The organism is Achromobacter sp. Marseille-Q4954 (assembly GCF_943737025.1).
Taxonomy (GTDB): Bacteria; Pseudomonadota; Gammaproteobacteria; order Burkholderiales; family Burkholderiaceae_B; genus Achromobacter; species Achromobacter bronchisepticus_A.
The window spans coordinates 2,846,974-2,863,452 of the sequence record NZ_CALSFQ010000001.1; the positions used below are offsets into that span (position 1 = coordinate 2,846,974).

The 16,479-nt window shown below is 64.0% G+C and carries 16 protein-coding genes; 14 read left to right on the forward strand and 2 right to left on the reverse strand.

From position 1 onward, the window contains the following. The first annotated feature begins 41 nt into the window (after positions 1-41). Both NGK62_RS13425 and NGK62_RS13430 read left to right on the forward strand, forming a co-directional pair. A complete protein-coding gene (locus NGK62_RS13425; protein WP_059377640.1) occupies positions 42-1,196 on the forward strand; it encodes a transporter substrate-binding domain-containing protein in 1,155 nt (384 codons plus the stop codon). Then, positions 1,196-1,825: an ANTAR domain-containing response regulator gene (locus tag NGK62_RS13430; protein WP_054455204.1), complete on the forward strand. Its 630-nt coding sequence runs from the start codon at positions 1,196-1,198 to the stop codon at positions 1,823-1,825. Before NGK62_RS13425 ends, NGK62_RS13430 begins: the two co-directional genes overlap by 1 nt. A 16-nt stretch (positions 1,826-1,841) precedes the next feature. On the opposite strand, the gene NGK62_RS13435 is transcribed toward NGK62_RS13430, so the two are convergent. Further along, positions 1,842-2,603 carry a maleate cis-trans isomerase family protein gene (locus NGK62_RS13435; RefSeq protein WP_286012378.1) on the reverse strand — a complete coding sequence of 254 codons (762 nt, stop codon included), beginning with the start codon at positions 2,601-2,603 and terminating at the stop codon, positions 1,842-1,844. Positions 2,604-2,841: 238 nt separating this feature from the next. On the opposite strand from NGK62_RS13435, the gene NGK62_RS13440 reads away from it, so the two are divergent. Beyond that, positions 2,842-3,723 (forward strand): LysR substrate-binding domain-containing protein, encoded by an 882-nt coding sequence (locus NGK62_RS13440; RefSeq protein WP_059377260.1) that lies wholly within the window; start codon positions 2,842-2,844, stop codon positions 3,721-3,723. A 479-nt stretch (positions 3,724-4,202) separates the two neighbouring features. Here the strand turns inward: NGK62_RS13440 and NGK62_RS13445 are convergent, their stop codons facing one another. Then, positions 4,203-5,981, reverse strand: coding sequence for a M61 family metallopeptidase (locus NGK62_RS13445; RefSeq protein ID WP_502802964.1), 1,779 nt, complete (start codon positions 5,979-5,981; stop codon positions 4,203-4,205). 31 nt (positions 5,982-6,012) lie between these two features. Here NGK62_RS13445 and NGK62_RS13450 point away from each other — a divergent pair, with 31 nt between their 5' ends. The 11 genes from NGK62_RS13450 (at position 6,013) to NGK62_RS13500 (ending at position 16,392) form a co-directional block, all read left to right on the forward strand. After that, a complete protein-coding gene (locus NGK62_RS13450; protein WP_054455195.1) occupies positions 6,013-6,789 on the forward strand; it encodes an enoyl-CoA hydratase in 777 nt (258 codons plus the stop codon). Between the two features lie 256 nt (positions 6,790-7,045). Further along, positions 7,046-8,596: a DUF1254 domain-containing protein gene (locus NGK62_RS13455; protein WP_251878652.1), complete on the forward strand. Its 1,551-nt coding sequence runs from the start codon at positions 7,046-7,048 to the stop codon at positions 8,594-8,596. 434 nt (positions 8,597-9,030) lie between these two features. Further along, complete coding sequence (locus NGK62_RS13460) at positions 9,031-9,447, forward strand: ATP synthase subunit I (protein WP_353506921.1); 417 nt, start codon at positions 9,031-9,033, stop codon at positions 9,445-9,447. 82 nt (positions 9,448-9,529) lie between these two features. Next, positions 9,530-10,411, forward strand: coding sequence for a F0F1 ATP synthase subunit A (atpB, locus tag NGK62_RS13465; protein WP_054455191.1), 882 nt, complete (start codon positions 9,530-9,532; stop codon positions 10,409-10,411). Positions 10,412-10,529: 118 nt separating this feature from the next. Then, positions 10,530-10,772, forward strand: a complete 243-nt coding sequence (atpE, locus tag NGK62_RS13470) for a F0F1 ATP synthase subunit C (protein ID WP_003815363.1) — start codon at positions 10,530-10,532, stop codon at positions 10,770-10,772. 144 nt (positions 10,773-10,916) lie between these two features. Then, positions 10,917-11,387: a F0F1 ATP synthase subunit B gene (locus NGK62_RS13475; RefSeq protein WP_013391129.1), complete on the forward strand. Its 471-nt coding sequence runs from the start codon at positions 10,917-10,919 to the stop codon at positions 11,385-11,387. 12 nt (positions 11,388-11,399) lie between these two features. Beyond that, a complete protein-coding gene (locus NGK62_RS13480) occupies positions 11,400-11,939 on the forward strand; it encodes a F0F1 ATP synthase subunit delta (protein ID WP_059377271.1) in 540 nt (179 codons plus the stop codon). A 28-nt stretch (positions 11,940-11,967) separates the two neighbouring features. Continuing rightward, on the forward strand, positions 11,968-13,509 hold the full coding sequence (gene atpA, locus NGK62_RS13485; protein WP_054455187.1) for a F0F1 ATP synthase subunit alpha: 1,542 nt from the start codon (positions 11,968-11,970) through the stop codon (positions 13,507-13,509). Between the two features lie 98 nt (positions 13,510-13,607). Beyond that, positions 13,608-14,513, forward strand: coding sequence for a F0F1 ATP synthase subunit gamma (gene atpG, locus NGK62_RS13490; RefSeq protein ID WP_054455186.1), 906 nt, complete (start codon positions 13,608-13,610; stop codon positions 14,511-14,513). A gap of 43 nt (positions 14,514-14,556) precedes the next feature. After that, on the forward strand, positions 14,557-15,957 hold the full coding sequence (gene atpD / locus NGK62_RS13495; protein ID WP_059377274.1) for a F0F1 ATP synthase subunit beta: 1,401 nt from the start codon (positions 14,557-14,559) through the stop codon (positions 15,955-15,957). A 9-nt stretch (positions 15,958-15,966) separates the two neighbouring features. Then, positions 15,967-16,392, forward strand: coding sequence for a F0F1 ATP synthase subunit epsilon (locus tag NGK62_RS13500; protein ID WP_013391134.1), 426 nt, complete (start codon positions 15,967-15,969; stop codon positions 16,390-16,392). Positions 16,393-16,479: the final 87 nt, after the last annotated feature.

Genomic DNA, 16,479 nt, shown 5'->3' on the forward strand with positions numbered 1-16,479 from the left:
TCGACAAAGGATGGATGTCCGCGCCAGCGGGCCTCCCGATCATGGCAAACAAAGATCCTATCCGCGTAGGCGTGTTGTTTTCCGAAACAGGTGCCACATCGACCATAGGCCGGTCCCAGCTGCATGGCACCTTGCTGGCCATCGACGAGATCAACGAGGCGGGCGGGGTGGATGGCCGCGAGATCGTGCCGGTGCGCTACGACCCGAGGTCCGACCCCGCCACCTATAGCGTGCTGGCCGAAAGACTCATCACGCAAGACCGCGTCAACGTCATATTCGGCTGCTACATGTCCAGCAGCCGCAAGGCGGTGCTGCCGGTGGTCGAGAAATGGAACCGCCTGCTGTTCTATCCGACGCTGTACGAAGGGTTCGAGTTTTCGAACAACATCATCTACACCGGCGCCGCGCCCAACCAGAACAGCGTGCAGCTGGCGGAATTCATGACCGCAAACTTCGGCGCGCGGGTCTACCTGATCGGTTCGGACTACATCTATCCCTACGAGTCCAACCGCATCATGGGCGAACTGGTGCTGCAGCGGCAGGACAGCGCCAAACTGGGCGAACGCTACGTGCCCTTGACCGCGACGGAGCGCGACTACCGGGAGATCCTGGACGACATCCGCAACAAGCGGCCGGACTTCATCTTCTCCACCGTGGTGGGCAATTCCACGGCCTGCCTGTACCGCGCCTATGCGGATGCGGGCTTCGATCCGAAGACCATGCCCATCGCCAGCCTGACAACCTCCGAAGCGGAGATCTCGCAGATGGAGCCCGAGGTGGCGGCCGGCCACTTCACTTCGGCGCCGTATTTCCAATCCATCGATTCCGATATCAACCGGCGCTGCCTGGAACGATTGCGGCGGCGCTTCGGCCATGACTGCGTGCCCAACCTCTGCTGGGAAGCGGCGTACTTCCAGATGCACATCTTCGCCAACGCCTTTCGCGACACCGGCACCGACGAGATCGCGCAGATCCTTCCGCGCGTGCTGCAAAGCGAATTCCAGGCGCCGCAGGGCCGTGTGCGCATCGACCCCACCAACCACCACACCTGCCTGTATCCGCGTGTCGGCAGGGTCAACGCCAAGGGCCAATTCACCATCGTGCGCGAGGCCACGCGGTCCGTGCATCCCGATCCGTACCTGGTCACCCATTCGCTGGGCGACTGGACGGCCACCCTGAGTTCGCTGGATATCTGATGGGCGATACCGCCAGCCGCCAGCGCGCGGAGCGCGCGACGCCATCCCTGCTCAAGGACCTGCGCACGCTGCGGATCGCCGTCTATCACCCCGACGACGCCGATGGCCGCCAATTGACGCAGCAGCTGCAACGGATCGGCTGCCAGGTGCAGACCTTCTGGCCTCCGGCGCCCACCTTGCCCGAAGGGCTGGATGCGGTGTTCCTGGCCGTGCGTCCGGACGTGATCGACCTGGGTTTCGAGTGGGCCAAGAGTGAAGACGCGCCCATGGTCATCGCCATCGTCACCTACGAGAATCCAACCATCGTCGAGGCGGTGTTGCGCATCGGCGCGAAAGCGGTGCTGCCTTCGCCCGTGCGCTCGTTCGGCCTGTTGTCGTCATTGGTGGTGGCGCGCCAGGTCTACGACGACATCAAGTCGCATGCCCGGCGCCTGCGCAAGCTGGAGGGAAAACTGCTGGGCGTGCGCCGCATCGCGGAAGCCAAGAGCATCCTCATGCGCACGCGCAACGTCACCGAGGACCAGGCCTACGACCTGATCCGCGAGCAGGCCATGAACAAGCGCGTCACCACCGAAGAGATCGCCGGCGCCATCGTCAACGCCAACGAAATCCTGTCGCTGGGCAAGTAGGACGCGCCGCGCAGCCTCAGTACTTGCCCGTCAGCAGTTCGCCCGCATTGGGCACGCGCGCTTCCAGGTCCAGCACCTTCAGCATGCGGTAGACGGTGGCCGCGGCCGCTGTCACCACCGGCAGACCCAGGCGGTCCTGCACCGGCTGGATCGATGCCAGGGACGGCATCTGCACGCAGGCGGACAGCACCACCGCGTCCACGCCGCGCGTGTTCAGGCGATCCACATGGCTGGCCGGCGCCATCGGATCCTGCGCGCCAACCTTCAGGTTGTCGGGAATCTCCAGCGACAGGCTGTCCTGCACCTCGATGCCTTCGTTCTCGATGTAGTCCACCACCAGCTTGGTCAGCGGCTTCATGTAGGGCGTCAGGATCGCGACCTTGCGCGCGCCGATGGCGTGCAGGCCTTCCACCAGCGCGCCCGCGCTGGAGATGACCGGCGCCGGCGCGCCGTTGTCCACCGTGGCCTGGTGCAGGCGTTCCTGCGAGACGCGGTGATAGCCCAGCCCCTGGCTCATGATCGCCACCAGGCAGGCATAGCCCAGCACGTCCACGCGCGCATCGGACAGCTCCTGCGCGCAACGGTCCGACTCCCGGTCCATCGACGCCAGTTCCGCCGCCGTCACCTGCTTCATGCGCATGCGGCTGGAATGGAAAGTGAAGCGCTCCGGCGCGATGGTCTCGCGCAGGCGCAGCATGGCCGGGATCTCCGTTTCCATGGTGGTGTTGGAACTGGGGACGATCTGGCCGATGCGCAGGGCGCGGGGGGATGTGGTCATGGCGATGCTCCTCGAAAGGCGTAAGAGGGCCGGCCCGCTGCGGCGTGCGGGAACTCGGCAATGCGGAATGCGGATGTCAGCCGGTGGCGGTGCCTGCGGCGGCGAGCGCTGGTCTCATGGCAGGTCCCCGGATGTTTGTCGTGTGCTCTATCGGCAGGACTTATTCTGGTCGCCGGGAACGATATTTTCCAATATAGTTTTTATCTGGTTTGATATCTTTCCCAAATAACTGGCCGCCATGGAAATCCGCCAACTCCGTTATTTCGCCGTGCTGGCCGAAGAGCTGAACTTCACCCGGGCCGCGGCGCGCCTGCACATCTCGCAACCGCCGCTCAGCCTGCAGATCGCCCAGCTGGAGCGCGAACTCGAGGTCAAGCTGTTCGACCGCAACAACCGCCGCGTGACCCTGACCGAGGCCGGCGAAGCCTTCCTCAACGACGTGCGCGCGCTCCTCGCCAGCCTGAAGGACGCCACCGTCCGCGCCCGCGCCGTGGACCAGGGCCTGGCGGGCCGCATCGAGGTCGGCCTGTCCGGCTCGCACTTCATGGGCCCCGTGCCGGCGCTGATCGCCCGCTACAAGGCCTCCCATCCCCAGGTCTCGGTCCTGCTCAACGAAATGAACCCCGCCGCGCAGCTGGACGCGCTGCGCGGACACCGCATCGACGTCAGCATCTCGCGCACCGCCGTCGACGATGAAGAACTGCAGTCCATGCCCCTATGGCCCGATCCCGTCGTGGCCGTGCTCCCCAAGGGCCACCCGCTGTCCGCCCGCAAGCGGCTGGCACTCGGCGACCTCGCCGGCGAAGCCTTCGTCATGCTGCGCCAGGACACCTCCGCCTTCGCCCGCACCTTGGCCGAAACCTGCGCCCGCGCCGGCCTGCCGCTGTCAGCCGCCCAAACCGTCGCCGAAGTCCCCGCCCAATTGGCGCTCGTCGCCGCCGGCCTGGGCGTTGCCTTGGTGCCGCGTTCCGCCTGCCGTCACGCCACCGACCGCATTGCCGTTTGCACGTTACCCGCCGACATCGCCCGCGCCATGGTCTATGCCGTCACCCGCCGGCAAGGCAGGAGACGCGCGCTGGATACGTTCTTGCAGACGGCGGCGCAAATGAAGGAAGAGTGATAACCGCAAGCGTTCATTCGACGCGCCGAGAGACCCGCCAAATTCAGAAGCAGCATCAACCAGCGCGCAGCGCCATCACCGATCGCAAGACACCGCATAAGCCCCAGAAGGCCGCCCGCGCGGCCGCCCTGGGGCGGACCCCGCAAGACACACCACCCATCCGCCAGCCGTGGCCAAAACGCCAAGCACACCACCCGCCCCAGCGCTCGCCAAGATTCAAACAGCACAGCCTGGCGCGGCGGCCCGGCCGGTGGCGCGGGGCGTCGATAAGCCCAAGGGAATCCGAAGGAACCGCCGCAGGTGGTGACGAGGATGACGCAGGGGCAGTCCGGAGCGAACGCTCCGGACCGCAATCGTTGCCCCGCGCCACCGGCCGTGCCGCCGTGCCAGGCGTCTTAAGAACACAAAGACCGGCCCCAAAAACAAGGGACCGTCTCACAAAAAGACGGCCCCAAGAAAACCAAGCAAAGCAAAACAACTCAGCCCGTCAACACGCAATCCAAAGCCTCCGGCGCACCCAACCGCACCCGGAACGCTCTCAACTCATCCCGCCGGAACACATGCACGGTCACGCGATCCCCCGCCCGGTACTGCGCCAATAGCAGTTCCAGCCCCGCCGGCGCATCCACCCGCAAGCCGTCCACCGCCACCAGCACATCCCCCGCCGACAACCCGCCCTTATGCCCCGCGCCGCCCTCCAGCACCGTCGCCAGCACCAGCGATTCCCCCTGCTTGCGCGTACGCACATCCAGCGAAGGAATGTTGGCCGCCGTCTTCCATTGCAGCTTGATGCCCTGCGGCTCCAGCAGCTCCGCCAATGGCACATCCGCCGTCCCATAGGCATGGCGCGCGATGAAGCGCCGTGTATCCACGCCCGTGGCTTCGAGGATCAGCGCCGGCAGCCCATCCTCCGGCAACCCTTGCGGCTTGCCCTGATAGAAATCACGCCCATAGCGGCTCCACAGCAGACGCATCACATCGTCCAGCGAGTGCGCACCGTCCGTTTCCCGGCGGATCAGCAGATCCAGTCCCAGCGCCACCAACGCACCCTTGGTGTAATAGCTGACCAGCGCATTCGGCGAATTTTCATCCTGCTTGTAATAACGCGTCCAGGCATCGAACGAACTCTCCGCCACCGACTGCTTCAACCGCCCTGGCGTACGCGCCACGCTGGTGATGGTCTTGGCCAGCAGCCGCAGATAGTCAGGTTGCGTGATCGCGCCCGAACGCAACAGCAGCAGATCGTCGTAATAGGACGTGAAGCCCTCGAACACCCACAGCAGGCGCGTCAGGTCGGGCTGCGAGAGATCATAGGGAACAAAGGCGTCCGGCTTGATCCGCTTGACGTTCCAGGTATGGAAATACTCATGGCTCACCAGGCCCAGAAAGCCGCGATAGCCTTCGCCCTGGCCCTGCTGGCCCATCACCGGCAGATCCTTGCGCGCCGTCATCAGCGCCGTGCTGGCGCGATGCTCCAGCCCGCCATAGCCGTCGCCCGTGACCATGGTCATGAACACGTAGCGGTCCGAGCTGTCCAGGAAAGGCGCGCGCTTGGTGCGCGGCTCGAAGAACGCAATCTGCGTTTCGCAGATCTTGCGCACGTCTTCCGTGATGCGTGCCAGGTCCAGATTGGGCGTAACCCCGGTGAACACCAGTTCATGTTCGGCGCCATGCGCCGTGAAGCTCGATACCTGCGGCGTGCCCATTTCCACCGGATGATCGATCAGCGCGTCATAGTCTGGCGCCAAATACAGCCCGAAACCATGGCGGCGCGCAGCGCCCTTGTGGCCGCGCGCTTCCGGCAGGCTGGTGTAGACCTTCCAGCCCGGAATCGAGCGCGGCGGCGCCAGGTCCACCAGGCAGGGCAGGTGGTCCTGGCCATGCACCCGCAGGAACACGCTGGTGCCGTTGAAAAAGCCGTGGGTCTCGTCCAGGTGCGCGCCGCGCACCGACAGATCCCAGGCATAGACCTCGTACTCCACCCGCAGCGGACCCTCGCAGGGCGCAGCCTGCCAGGTATGGTTGTCGATCTTCTCGACAGGCACGCGCCGCGTGCCCGAATGGGCCGTCAGCGATTCGATCTGGCGCGAGAAATCGCGGATCAGATAGCTGCCCGGAATCCAGGCCGGCAGCGACAGGCGCTGGCCGTCGGGGGAGGGCGCTGCGATGCTTAGGGTTATCCGGTAGCGGTGTCCGGCCGGATCATGGGGCGCGAGGCGGTAAAGTAGCGGCAAAGCGTAGTCTTTTTCCATGGCCATATCTTACTTTCATACTTATTCGGAGACATCAATGAGCGAGTCGTTTGTGCTGGTCGAAACCCGGGGCCGCGTCGGCCTGCTGACGCTGAACCGCCCCAAGGCCCTGAACGCCTTGAACGATCAACTGATGGATGAGCTCGGCGCGGCCCTGCTGGCGTTCGAAGCGGACGCCGATATCGGCGCCGTGGTCATCACCGGCAGCGAAAAGGCCTTCGCCGCCGGCGCCGACATCGGCGCCATGAAAGACTGGTCATACATGGACGTGTATGGCAGCGAATACATCACGCGCAACTGGGAAACGCTCAAGCGCATCCGCAAACCCGTGATCGCCGCCGTGGCCGGTTACGCCCTGGGCGGCGGCTGCGAACTGGCCATGATGTGCGACATCATCATCGCCGCCGACACCGCCAAGTTCGGCCAGCCCGAAATCAAGCTGGGCGTGATCCCGGGCGCCGGCGGCACCCAGCGTCTGCCGCGCGCGGTGGGCAAGGCCAAGGCCATGGACCTGGCGCTGACCGCCCGCATGATGGGCGCTGAAGAAGCGGAACGCGCCGGCCTGGTGTCGCGCGTGGTGCCGGCCGACAAGCTCATGGAAGAAGCCATGGACGCGGCCACCGTCATCGCCTCCATGTCCTTGCCGTCGGTCATGATGGCCAAGGAGTGCGTCAACCGCGCCTTCGAAGGCTCGCTCAACGAAGGCCTGCTGTTCGAGCGCCGCGTGTTCCATTCGCTATTCGCCACGGAAGACCAGAAGGAAGGCATGGCCGCGTTCACCGAAAAGCGCAAACCGGATTTCAAACACCGTTAATCCTTGTTACGCCCGGGCGGCCAGCCCGGGCACGCCAGGATCCGCCCCGCGCGCCCTCCCAGGGCGCGTTTTTTTTGCATGCCTTCAAGCGCATGAGGGGCGTTGCGCCTTGAAACGGTTCGGCAGCACCTTGTTGCAGAGTTCGGCCCTATCCTGAAAAAGCGTCACCGCGAGGTGCCGCGCCAGAGAGGCTTGCCCGAACTGGCAAGTCCGGCGCGGCGGCTCGCTTGCAGAAAAAATCAATAAGGAGCCTTGCATGCGTACATCCATCGCTACCCGCCGCTGGTCCGCCGCGGTCCTTGCCGGCGCGCTCAGCGCCTGCTTCGTTACCGCCGCCCAGGCGCAATCGCCGCGCCCCTCGTTGCGCCTGGTGTCCGAGACGCCGTATCCGGCCGCCTCCGCGCCCGCGGCGCAGATGAGCGAGCAAGAGCTGCGCGACATCGCCATCGACGCCTATGTCTATGCCTATCCGATGGTGCTGATGGAATTGGCCCGGCGTAAGGCCACGGCCGTGCAGACGCCGCTGGACGGCAAGGCGCCGGTGAACCAGTTCGGGCACAAGGCCGCCTTCCCCGATCCGCGCGCGGGCGACGTGCCCTGGCCCAGCGCCGATGCGCTCTATTCGAGCCTGTGGTTCGACGTGTCGCGCGCCCCGCTGATCGTGAACCTGCCCGCGACCGGCGACCGCTATATGGTGTTGTCGGCGCTGGACATGTGGAGCGACGTATTCGCCTCGCGCGGCACGCGCACCAACGGTAGCGGCGCCCAGTCCTTCGCCATCGTCGGCCCTGGCTGGCAGGGCAGCGTGCCCCCCGGCATGGACGTGATCCACAGCCCTACGGCTACCGGCTGGCTGATCGGCTGGACCCAGGCGGGCGGTCCGCAGGACTATGCCGCCGTCAATCAGATCCAGGCCGGCATGACCGCCAGCCCGATGGCCGCGCCCGTCACCGCCAGGCCCGCAGCCAACCGCGGTTCCCGCAGCGCCTATCCGCAGACCGGGGCCGGCGTGGGGTCGGCGCCGATCGGCAGCGACCTGCCGCCGCCCATGCCCGTGACCGTGCCCGACGGCACGCCGGCCGAACAGGCCGCCGGCATGGACGCGGCCTCGTTCTTCACGCTGTTCTTCGACGTAATGCGCAATAACCCGCCGCATGCCAACGACACGCCCATTCTGGATCGCATGCGCCGCATCGGTTTGGACAGCCGTCAGCCGTTCTCGTATGGTCGCCTGAGTCCCGCCGTGCAGCAGGCGCTGGCGCAGGCCCAGCCGCTGGCGGGCCGGCGCATCGCCGACGGCGTATCGCGCCTGGGTACGCCCATGAACGGCTGGAGCACCGTGCTGTCCGGCATCGGCACCTATGGCACCGACTACACGCGCCGCGCCGCCATCGCCTATGCGGGCCTGGGCGCGCCGACCCCGGAAGACGTGCTGTACCCGGTCACGGTGTCCGACTCCAAAGGCCGCGCGCTGAATTCCAATGAAGACTACGTGCTGCACTTCGACAAGGGCCAGCTGCCGCCGGTCAACGCCTACTGGTCGCTGCACGTCTACGACGACAAGCACGGTTTCGCCGACAATCCGGCCAACCGCTATGTGCTGCGCAGCACCGACGGCCTGAAGTACAACGCCGACGGTTCGCTGGACATCTACATCCAGCGCCGCGACCCCGGCGAGCGCAAGCGCTCGAACTGGATCGCCACGCCGGCCGCCGATGCGCCGTTCCTGCTCAGCATGCGTTTGTACGCGCCGCAGGATACGGCGCTGGACGGACTGTGGGCGCCGCCGCCGGTCAAGGAGGATTGATCCTGTTTTGATGGTATAAAGCGCGGCCTCCGTGACGGAGGCCGCGCTTCATTGAGCAGGGTTTGCGCAGCATGCTGCGAGGGGTGTTCGCGTCCCTAATTTCGGCCGATCCAGGCGTTGTTTGCGCCTTACAAACGGCCGAAAGTTCATTTGCTAGGGTAAAAAGAATCACGCTATACTCTGCGGGTTTGACGCTTGCGGGATAAGAACACGTAGCGGCTGACAAGTAGCGGGCACGGCGTTGATGAGCCTTTTGAAATCAACGACTTGGCGCCGGCTATGGGAGGCAGCTACGGGCAGCGAGACGCGCCGGTTCTGATAGGGGCAAAGAAGCAAAGCGAGGAAGTTTGATGCAACAGAACTCCATGCAGCATGAAGTGCGGCAGGGTCCGGTTGACGGTCAGGGTCAGCAGCAAGCAATGTTTGACCACGACATGGCGGATAAAGTTCTGGTTCTCAGTGACGCGGATCGCGCGGCGCTGAATGCTCAAGCCAGTCGCGGGCTCCTGTTGGCATTGGCAGCGCAAGGTGCCATGGGGCTCGCAGCAGCAGTAATTGCGGGGGTTGTCGGAGGGGCGGCGGCAGGTTGGTCGGCGCTGGCGGGGGCGGGAGCGGATTTCATTCCCAATGCGTTGTTCGCATTGCGCCTGGCTGTCAGCGTACGGGCCGGTAAGTCCAGTCCCTTTACCTTTCTCTCTGGTGAGTTGATCAAGTTGTTCGCAACGGCGCTGCTGTTGTGGCTGCTTTCGCGTGTGGCGCAGGATAGCCTCGTATGGCCTGCCGCGTTGCTCGGTCTGATACTCACATTGAAGGGCTATCTCCTGCTCTTGATGTTCCGCAAGTTGTCATAGCGCCGAGCAGGTTTGCGGCAAACGAAATCGTGGAATCGTCCGGTTCGCAAGGGCCGGGCACAGCAAATAGGGTAGGATTCAAATGGCTGCTGCCAGCGACGTGTCGCCTCAGTCCGCGTATATTCAGCACCACCTGGTGCATCTGAACAATACCGGTGAGAAACAGAGCGCTATCGCTCAGTTCGACATCATCAATTACGACTCGTTGTTCTGGTCCGGCCTGATGGGTCTGATCGTCATTTTCTTCCTGTGGCGCGCTGCGCGCCGCGCCACCAGTGGCGTGCCGGGCCGTTTCCAGGCCTTCGTGGAAATGATCGTCGACATGGTCGACGATCAGGCCAAGGGCATCGTCCACAACGCCAAGAGCCGTCTTTTCATCGCCCCGCTGGCACTGACCGTGTTCCTCTGGATCATCCTGATGAACGCGCTGGACTTGCTGCCCGTCGACCTGCTGCCCTCCATCTGGCGCCTGACCGGCCTGGGCGCTGAGCACGGCGATCCGCTCTATTACCACCGCATTCTGCCGACCGCCGACCTGAACGTGCCGATGGGCATGTCGCTGGGCGTGCTGCTGCTGATGTTCTACTACGGCATCAAGATCAAGCACCCGGGCGGCTTCGTCAAAGAGCTGTTCACCGCGCCGTTCCACGCGCATGGCATCGGCGCCATCGTGCTGGCCCCGTTCAACCTGCTGCTGAACCTGATCGAATACGCCGCCAAGTCCGTGTCGCTGGGCATGCGGTTGTTCGGCAACATGTTCGCCGGCGAACTGATTTTCATGCTGATCGCCCTGCTGGGCGGCGCCTGGACCGGCTTCAACGGCGCCAGCATCGGCTTGGGCATCGGCCACATCCTGGCCGGCTCCATCTGGGCGATCTTCCACATCCTGATCGTTCTGCTGCAGGCCTTCATCTTCATGATGCTGACGCTGGTGTATCTCGGCCAGGCTCACGAAGGCCACTGATCCCCCGAATTTCCCGTGCTGGCCACCCGGCCAGCACGGGATAGCAAGATTATCTTGCATTGAGCAGTACCCCTTATTTTTCAATTTTTGACTTCAGATTTCTAACCAAGGAGTTGTCATGACCAACGTCGCTTTCGTTGCCCTCGCTTGCGGTCTTATCATCGGTCTGGGCGCTATCGGCGCTTGCATCGGCATCGCACTGATGGGCGGCAAGTATCTGGAAGCCTCGGCTCGTCAGCCTGAACTGATGAACGCTCTGCAAACGAAGATGTTCCTGCTGGCTGGCCTGATCGACGCGGCATTCCTGATCGGCGTGGGTATCGCCATGCTGTTCGCCTTCGCCAACCCGTTCGTCGGCTAAGGCACCGCCCGCCGGCGAAAAGGCGGGTCATGACGCTGGCGGCGGTGCGGGTGCAAGCTCCGTCGCCGCCCAGCAAAGTATCGAGTGCTCCGTGACGCCCCTTTCCGGGTGCGGTCGGAGCCGCAAGGTGTTAAAGGAACGACCGTGAATCTGAACGCGACGATCATTTTCCAGATGCTCGTGTTCTTCGTTCTTGGCTGGTTCACGATGAAATTCGTGTGGCCTCCCCTGACGAAGGCGATGGACGAGCGCCGCCAGAAAATCGCCGACGGCCTGGCCGCCGCCGAGAAGGGCAAAGCCGATTTGGCTCAAGCCCAGGCGCGCGTCAGTCTGATCGAGGCTTCTGCCAAGTCCGAAAACCACGCCCGCATCATCGAGGCCGAGAAGCAAGCCGCCTCCCTGATCGAGCAGGCCCGCCGTGAAGCGGAAGCCGAACGCGCCCGCATCGTGGCGCAGGCTGCCCAGGATGCCGCGCAGGAAGTCCAGCGCGCCCGCGACCTGCTGCGCGACGACGTCGCTGCGCTGGCCGTCAAGGGTGCTGAACAGATCCTCAAGCGCGAGGTTGACGCCCGCGCACACGCCGAGCTGCTCAACCAGCTCCGCGCGCAGCTTTAATCCGGGACCGTCATGGCTGAACTTTCCACTGTTGCCCGGCCCTACGCTGAAGCGCTCTTCAGCGCGGCGCGCGACGACAAGGCCGGCTTGCCGGCCTGGTCCGATCTGGTCAGCGAACTGGCTCAGGTCGCCTCCAACCCCGACGTGCGCGAGGCCATGGCCGACCCGCGTCTGGGCGACAAGCAGCGCGTCGAGCTGTTCTCCGGCCTGGTAAAGGCCGAACTGCCTCAAGCCGCCCGCAATTTCATCGAGCTGCTGGTCGAAAACGACCGGCTGCTGCTGCTGCCCGACATCGCCGCGCAATTCGCGGTGCTGCGGAATCGTCACGACGGCACGGCGCAGGCGGAAATTACCAGCGCGTTCGAAATGAGCGATGCCCAGGTCAAAGAGCTGGTCAGCGCGCTCGAACAAAAATTCGGCCTCAAGCTCAAGCCCAGCGTCACCGTTGATCCGTCGCTGATCGGCGGCGTGCGCGTGGCCGTCGGTGACCAGGTGCTCGATACTTCCGTACAAGCCCAATTGGCCCGCATGCGCGATCAGCTCGCCGCTTAAGGCAACTAACAGGATTCCAGGAGTCAATATGCAACTCAATCCCTCCGAGATCAGCGAACTGCTCAAGAGCCGCATCGAGGGCCTGGGCGCTTCGGCTGATGTCCGTACTCAGGGCACCGTCGTGTCCGTGACCGACGGTATTACCCGCATCCACGGCTTGTCCGACGTGATGCAGGGCGAAATGCTCGAATTCCCCAACAACGTTTTCGGTCTGGCGCTCAACCTCGAGCGTGATTCCGTCGGCGCCGTTATTCTCGGCGACTACACCGGCGTTTCCGAAGGCGACCAGGTCAAGACGACCGGCCGCATTCTGGAAGTTCCGGTCGGTCCCGAACTGAAAGGCCGCGTGGTCAACACGCTGGGCGAGCCGATCGACGGCAAGGGCCCGGTCAACGCCAAGGCCACCGACATCATCGAAAAAGTGGCGCCTGGCGTTATCGCCCGCCGCTCGGTGTCGCAGCCGCTGCAAACCGGCATCAAGGCTATCGACTCGATGGTGCCGATCGGCCGCGGCCAGCGCGAACTGATCATTGGCGACCGCCAGACCGGCAAGACCGCCGTCGCTGTCGACACGATCATCAGCCAGAAGGGCAAGGGCGTCACCTGCGTGTACGTCGCTATCGGCCAGAAGGCTTCGACGATCAACAACGTGGTGCGCAAGCTGGAAGAGCACGGCGCGATGGAATACACCATCGTCGTGGCCGCTTCGGCCTCCGACTCGGCCGCCATGCAGTACCTGGCCGCCTACGCCGGCTGCACGATGGGCGAATACTTCCGCGACCGCGGCGAAGACGCCCTGATCGTTTATGACGACCTGACCAAGCAAGCCTGGGCCTATCGCCAAGTGTCGCTGCTGCTGCGTCGTCCGCCGGGCCGCGAAGCCTACCCGGGCGACGTGTTCTACCTGCACTCGCGCCTGCTGGAACGCGCTGCCCGCGTGAACGAAGAGTACGTCGAGAAGTTCACCAACGGCGCCGTCAAGGGCAAGACCGGCTCGCTGACCGCGCTGCCGATCATCGAAACCCAGGCAGGCGACGTGTCGGCCTTCGTTCCGACCAACGTGATCTCGATCACCGACGGCCAGATCTTCCTGGAAACCGACCTGTTCAACGCCGGTGTCCGCCCCGCAATCAACGCCGGTATCTCGGTGTCGCGTGTGGGTGGCGCTGCTCAGACCAAGGTCGTCAAGAAGCTGTCCGGCGGTATCCGTACCGACCTGGCGCAGTACCGTGAACTGGCCGCCTTCGCGCAGTTCGCTTCCGACCTGGACGACGCGACCCGTCGCCAGCTGGAACGCGGCAAGCGCGTGGTGGAACTGCTCAAGCAGCCGCAATACCAGCCGCTGCAAGTGTGGGAACTGGCCGTCACGCTGTACACGGTCAACAACGGCTACCTGGATGAAGTGGACGTGGCCCAAGTGCTGTCGTTCGAGAAGTCGCTGAAGGATCAACTGAAGGCCAAGCATGCGGCCCTGATCCAGCGCATCGAAGACACCAAGGAACTGTCCAAGGATGACGAAGCCGAATTGGCCGCCGCCATCCAGGAATTCAAGAAGCACGGTGCTTTTTAAGAAAGTGATGGGTTAGGCGTCCGCGACGCCTCACCCATCCTTCCCGGATGGATGAGGCGCCAGCGGAACCCATCGGCCAGTCTTCACAGGAAAGCGCAATGCCCGGAATTAAGGAAATCCGAACCAAGATCAAGAGCGTGCAAAACACGCGCAAGATCACCAAGGCGATGGAAATGGTCGCCGCATCCAAGATGCGCAAGGCGCAGGAGCGGATGCGTGCTGGCCGTCCGTACGCCACCAAGGTGCGCGAGATTGCTGCGCACCTGATGCAGGCCAACCCCGAGTACAGCCACCCGTACCTGGTCGAACGCGAAGTCAAGGCGGTCGGCGTGATCATGGTCACGACCGACAAGGGCCTGTGCGGCGGCTTGAACACCAACATCACCCGCGTGACGTTGGGCAAGCTGAAAGAGTTCGAGAAGAACGGCATCGCCGTGCAAGCGACCGCTTTCGGCAACAAGGGCGTGGGCGTGCTGACGCGCATCGGCGCCAAACTGGTTTCCCAGGAAGTGCAACTGGGCGACAAGCCGCAACTCGACCGCCTGTTGGGCGCGATCAAGGTGCAGCTGGACGCCTACCTGGAAGGCCGCATCGACGCGCTGTACGTGGCTTCGACCCGCTTCGTCAACACGATGAAGCAGGAGCCGCTGTTCTTGCGCCTGCTGCCTCTGGCCAGCGGTTTGGATGATCCGTACCAGACGGGCGCTGATAGCCTGGCCAAGACCTCGGAAGTGAAGTCGGACTACAGCTGGGATTACATCTACGAACCCGACGCCCGTAGCGTGATCGACGACCTGCTGCAGCGTTACGTTGAAGGCCTGCTGTACCAAGCCGTGGCCGAGAACATGGCTTCGGAGCAGTCGGCCCGGATGGTCGCCATGAAGGCGGCGTCGGACAACGCCAAGAAGGTCATCGGCGATCTGCAACTGGTCTACAACAAGACCCGTCAGGCCGCGATCACCAAAGAAATTTCGGAAATCGTAGGGGGCGCTGCCGCCGTTTGAGGCAGGCAGCATCCCGTCACAAGCTATCAAGCAAGGAATCGACATGAGCAACGGAACCATCGTTCAGTGCATCGGCGCCGTGGTGGATATTCAGTTCCCCCGCGATCACATGCCCAAGATTTACGAAGCGCTCACCCTGGCCGACGAGGGTTCCTCGTTCGCCGAAAAGGGTCTGACGCTGGAAGTGCAGCAACAGCTGGGCGACGGCGTGGTGCGTACCATTGCGCTGGGCTCCAGCGACGGCCTGCGCCGCGGCATGAAGGTCACCGGCACGGGCGCCCCGATCTCGGTGCCCGTCGGCACCGGCACGCTCGGCCGCATCATGGACGTGCTGGGTCGTCCCATCGACGAAGCCGGCCCGATCCAGCACGACGAAAAGCGCGGTATTCACCAAGCGGCTCCCCGTTTCGACGAACTGTCGCCGTCGGTGGAACTGCTGGAAACCGGCATCAAGGTTATTGACCTGGTTTGCCCGTTCGCCAAGGGCGGCAAGGTCGGCCTGTTCGGCGGCGCCGGCGTGGGCAAGACCGTCAACATGATGGAACTGATCAACAACATCGCCAAGCAGCACAGCGGCTTGTCGGTGTTCGCCGGCGTGGGCGAGCGTACCCGCGAAGGCAACGACTTCTACCATGAAATGGAAGAGTCGAACGTTCTGGACAAGGTTGCGATGGTGTTCGGTCAGATGAACGAACCCCCGGGCAACCGTCTGCGCGTGGCGCTGACCGGCCTGACCATGGCCGAGAAGTTCCGCGACGAAGGCCGCGACATCCTGTTCTTCGTGGACAACATCTACCGCTACACCCTGGCCGGTACCGAAGTGTCGGCACTGCTGGGCCGTATGCCGTCGGCGGTGGGCTACCAGCCCACGCTGGCTGAAGAAATGGGCAAGCTGCAAGAGCGCATCACGTCGACCAAGACCGGCTCGATCACCTCGATCCAGGCCGTGTACGTCCCTGCGGACGACTTGACCGACCCGTCGCCTGCCACGACCTTCCAGCATTTGGACTCCACCGTCGTGCTGTCGCGTGACATCGCCGCCCTGGGTATCTACCCGGCCGTGGACCCGCTGGATTCGTCCAGCCGCCAGCTCGACCCGCAAGTCGTCGGCGAAGAGCACTACGCCGTTGCCCGTGGCGTGCAGCAAACGCTGCAGCGCTACAAGGAACTGCGCGACATCATCGCGATTCTGGGCATGGACGAACTGTCGCCGGAAGACAAGCAGGCCGTGGCCCGCGCCCGTAAGATCCAGCGCTTCCTGTCGCAGCCGTTCCACGTTGCAGAAGTGTTCACCGGTTCGCCCGGCAAGTACGTTCCGCTGGCCGAAACCATCCGTGGTTTCAAGATGATCGTGAACGGCGAGTGCGATGCGCTGCCGGAACAGGCCTTCTACATGGTCGGCTCGATCGACGAGGCCTTCGAGAAGGCCAAGAAACTGCAATAAGGAACCGATATGGCTACCCTGCATGTGGATGTCGTCAGCGCAGAGGAAGCGATCTTCTCCGGTGAGGCGAAGTTCGTGGTGCTGCCTGGCGAAGCGGGTGAACTGGGCATTCTGCCCGGCCACACCCCGCTGATTTCGCGCATACGCCCCGGGACGGTCAAGATCGTTCGTGCCGACCAAGGCGAGGAAAACATCTTCGTCGCCGGGGGCATTCTGGAAGTGCAGCCGGGCAGCGTGACGGTTCTGGCCGACACGGCTATCCGTGCCGCCGACCTGGACGAAGCCCGCGCCCTGGAAGCGCGCCAGAAGGCCGAACAGGCCCTGGCCAACGCCAAGGACAAGGCGGACATCGCCGTGGTCGAAGCGGAACTCGCCATGCTGGCTGCGCAAGCCATCGCGGCGCGCAAGCTGCGCCAAGGCGGCCGTTCGCACTAAGCGGCGAAGCTGTGCCCCGGGGTTCGCTCCGGAATCGAAAGAAGCGGCCTCCGGGCCGCTTTTTTCATGCTCGTGTTTTTCATGTCC

Bases quoted from the DNA above. Each gene is read 5' to 3' on its own strand.
- NGK62_RS13425 (WP_059377640.1), top strand. From the start codon at position 42: ATGGCAAACAAAGATCCTATCCGCGTAGGCGTGTTGTTTTCCGAAACA.
- NGK62_RS13430 (WP_054455204.1), top strand. From the start codon at position 1,196: ATGGGCGATACCGCCAGCCGCCAGCGCGCGGAGCGCGCGACGCCATCC.
- NGK62_RS13435 (WP_286012378.1), bottom strand. From the start codon at position 2,603: ATGACCACATCCCCCCGCGCCCTGCGCATCGGCCAGATCGTCCCCAGT.
- NGK62_RS13440 (WP_059377260.1), top strand. From the start codon at position 2,842: ATGGAAATCCGCCAACTCCGTTATTTCGCCGTGCTGGCCGAAGAGCTG.
- NGK62_RS13445 (WP_502802964.1), bottom strand. From the start codon at position 5,981: ATGGCCATGGAAAAAGACTACGCTTTGCCGCTACTTTACCGCCTCGCG.
- NGK62_RS13450 (WP_054455195.1), top strand. From the start codon at position 6,013: ATGAGCGAGTCGTTTGTGCTGGTCGAAACCCGGGGCCGCGTCGGCCTG.
- NGK62_RS13455 (WP_251878652.1), top strand. From the start codon at position 7,046: ATGCGTACATCCATCGCTACCCGCCGCTGGTCCGCCGCGGTCCTTGCC.
- NGK62_RS13460 (WP_353506921.1), top strand. From the start codon at position 9,031: ATGGCGGATAAAGTTCTGGTTCTCAGTGACGCGGATCGCGCGGCGCTG.
- atpB (WP_054455191.1), top strand. From the start codon at position 9,530: ATGGCTGCTGCCAGCGACGTGTCGCCTCAGTCCGCGTATATTCAGCAC.
- atpE (WP_003815363.1), top strand. From the start codon at position 10,530: ATGACCAACGTCGCTTTCGTTGCCCTCGCTTGCGGTCTTATCATCGGT.
- NGK62_RS13480 (WP_059377271.1), top strand. From the start codon at position 11,400: ATGGCTGAACTTTCCACTGTTGCCCGGCCCTACGCTGAAGCGCTCTTC.
- atpA (WP_054455187.1), top strand. From the start codon at position 11,968: ATGCAACTCAATCCCTCCGAGATCAGCGAACTGCTCAAGAGCCGCATC.
- atpG (WP_054455186.1), top strand. From the start codon at position 13,608: ATGCCCGGAATTAAGGAAATCCGAACCAAGATCAAGAGCGTGCAAAAC.
- atpD (WP_059377274.1), top strand. From the start codon at position 14,557: ATGAGCAACGGAACCATCGTTCAGTGCATCGGCGCCGTGGTGGATATT.
- NGK62_RS13500 (WP_013391134.1), top strand. From the start codon at position 15,967: ATGGCTACCCTGCATGTGGATGTCGTCAGCGCAGAGGAAGCGATCTTC.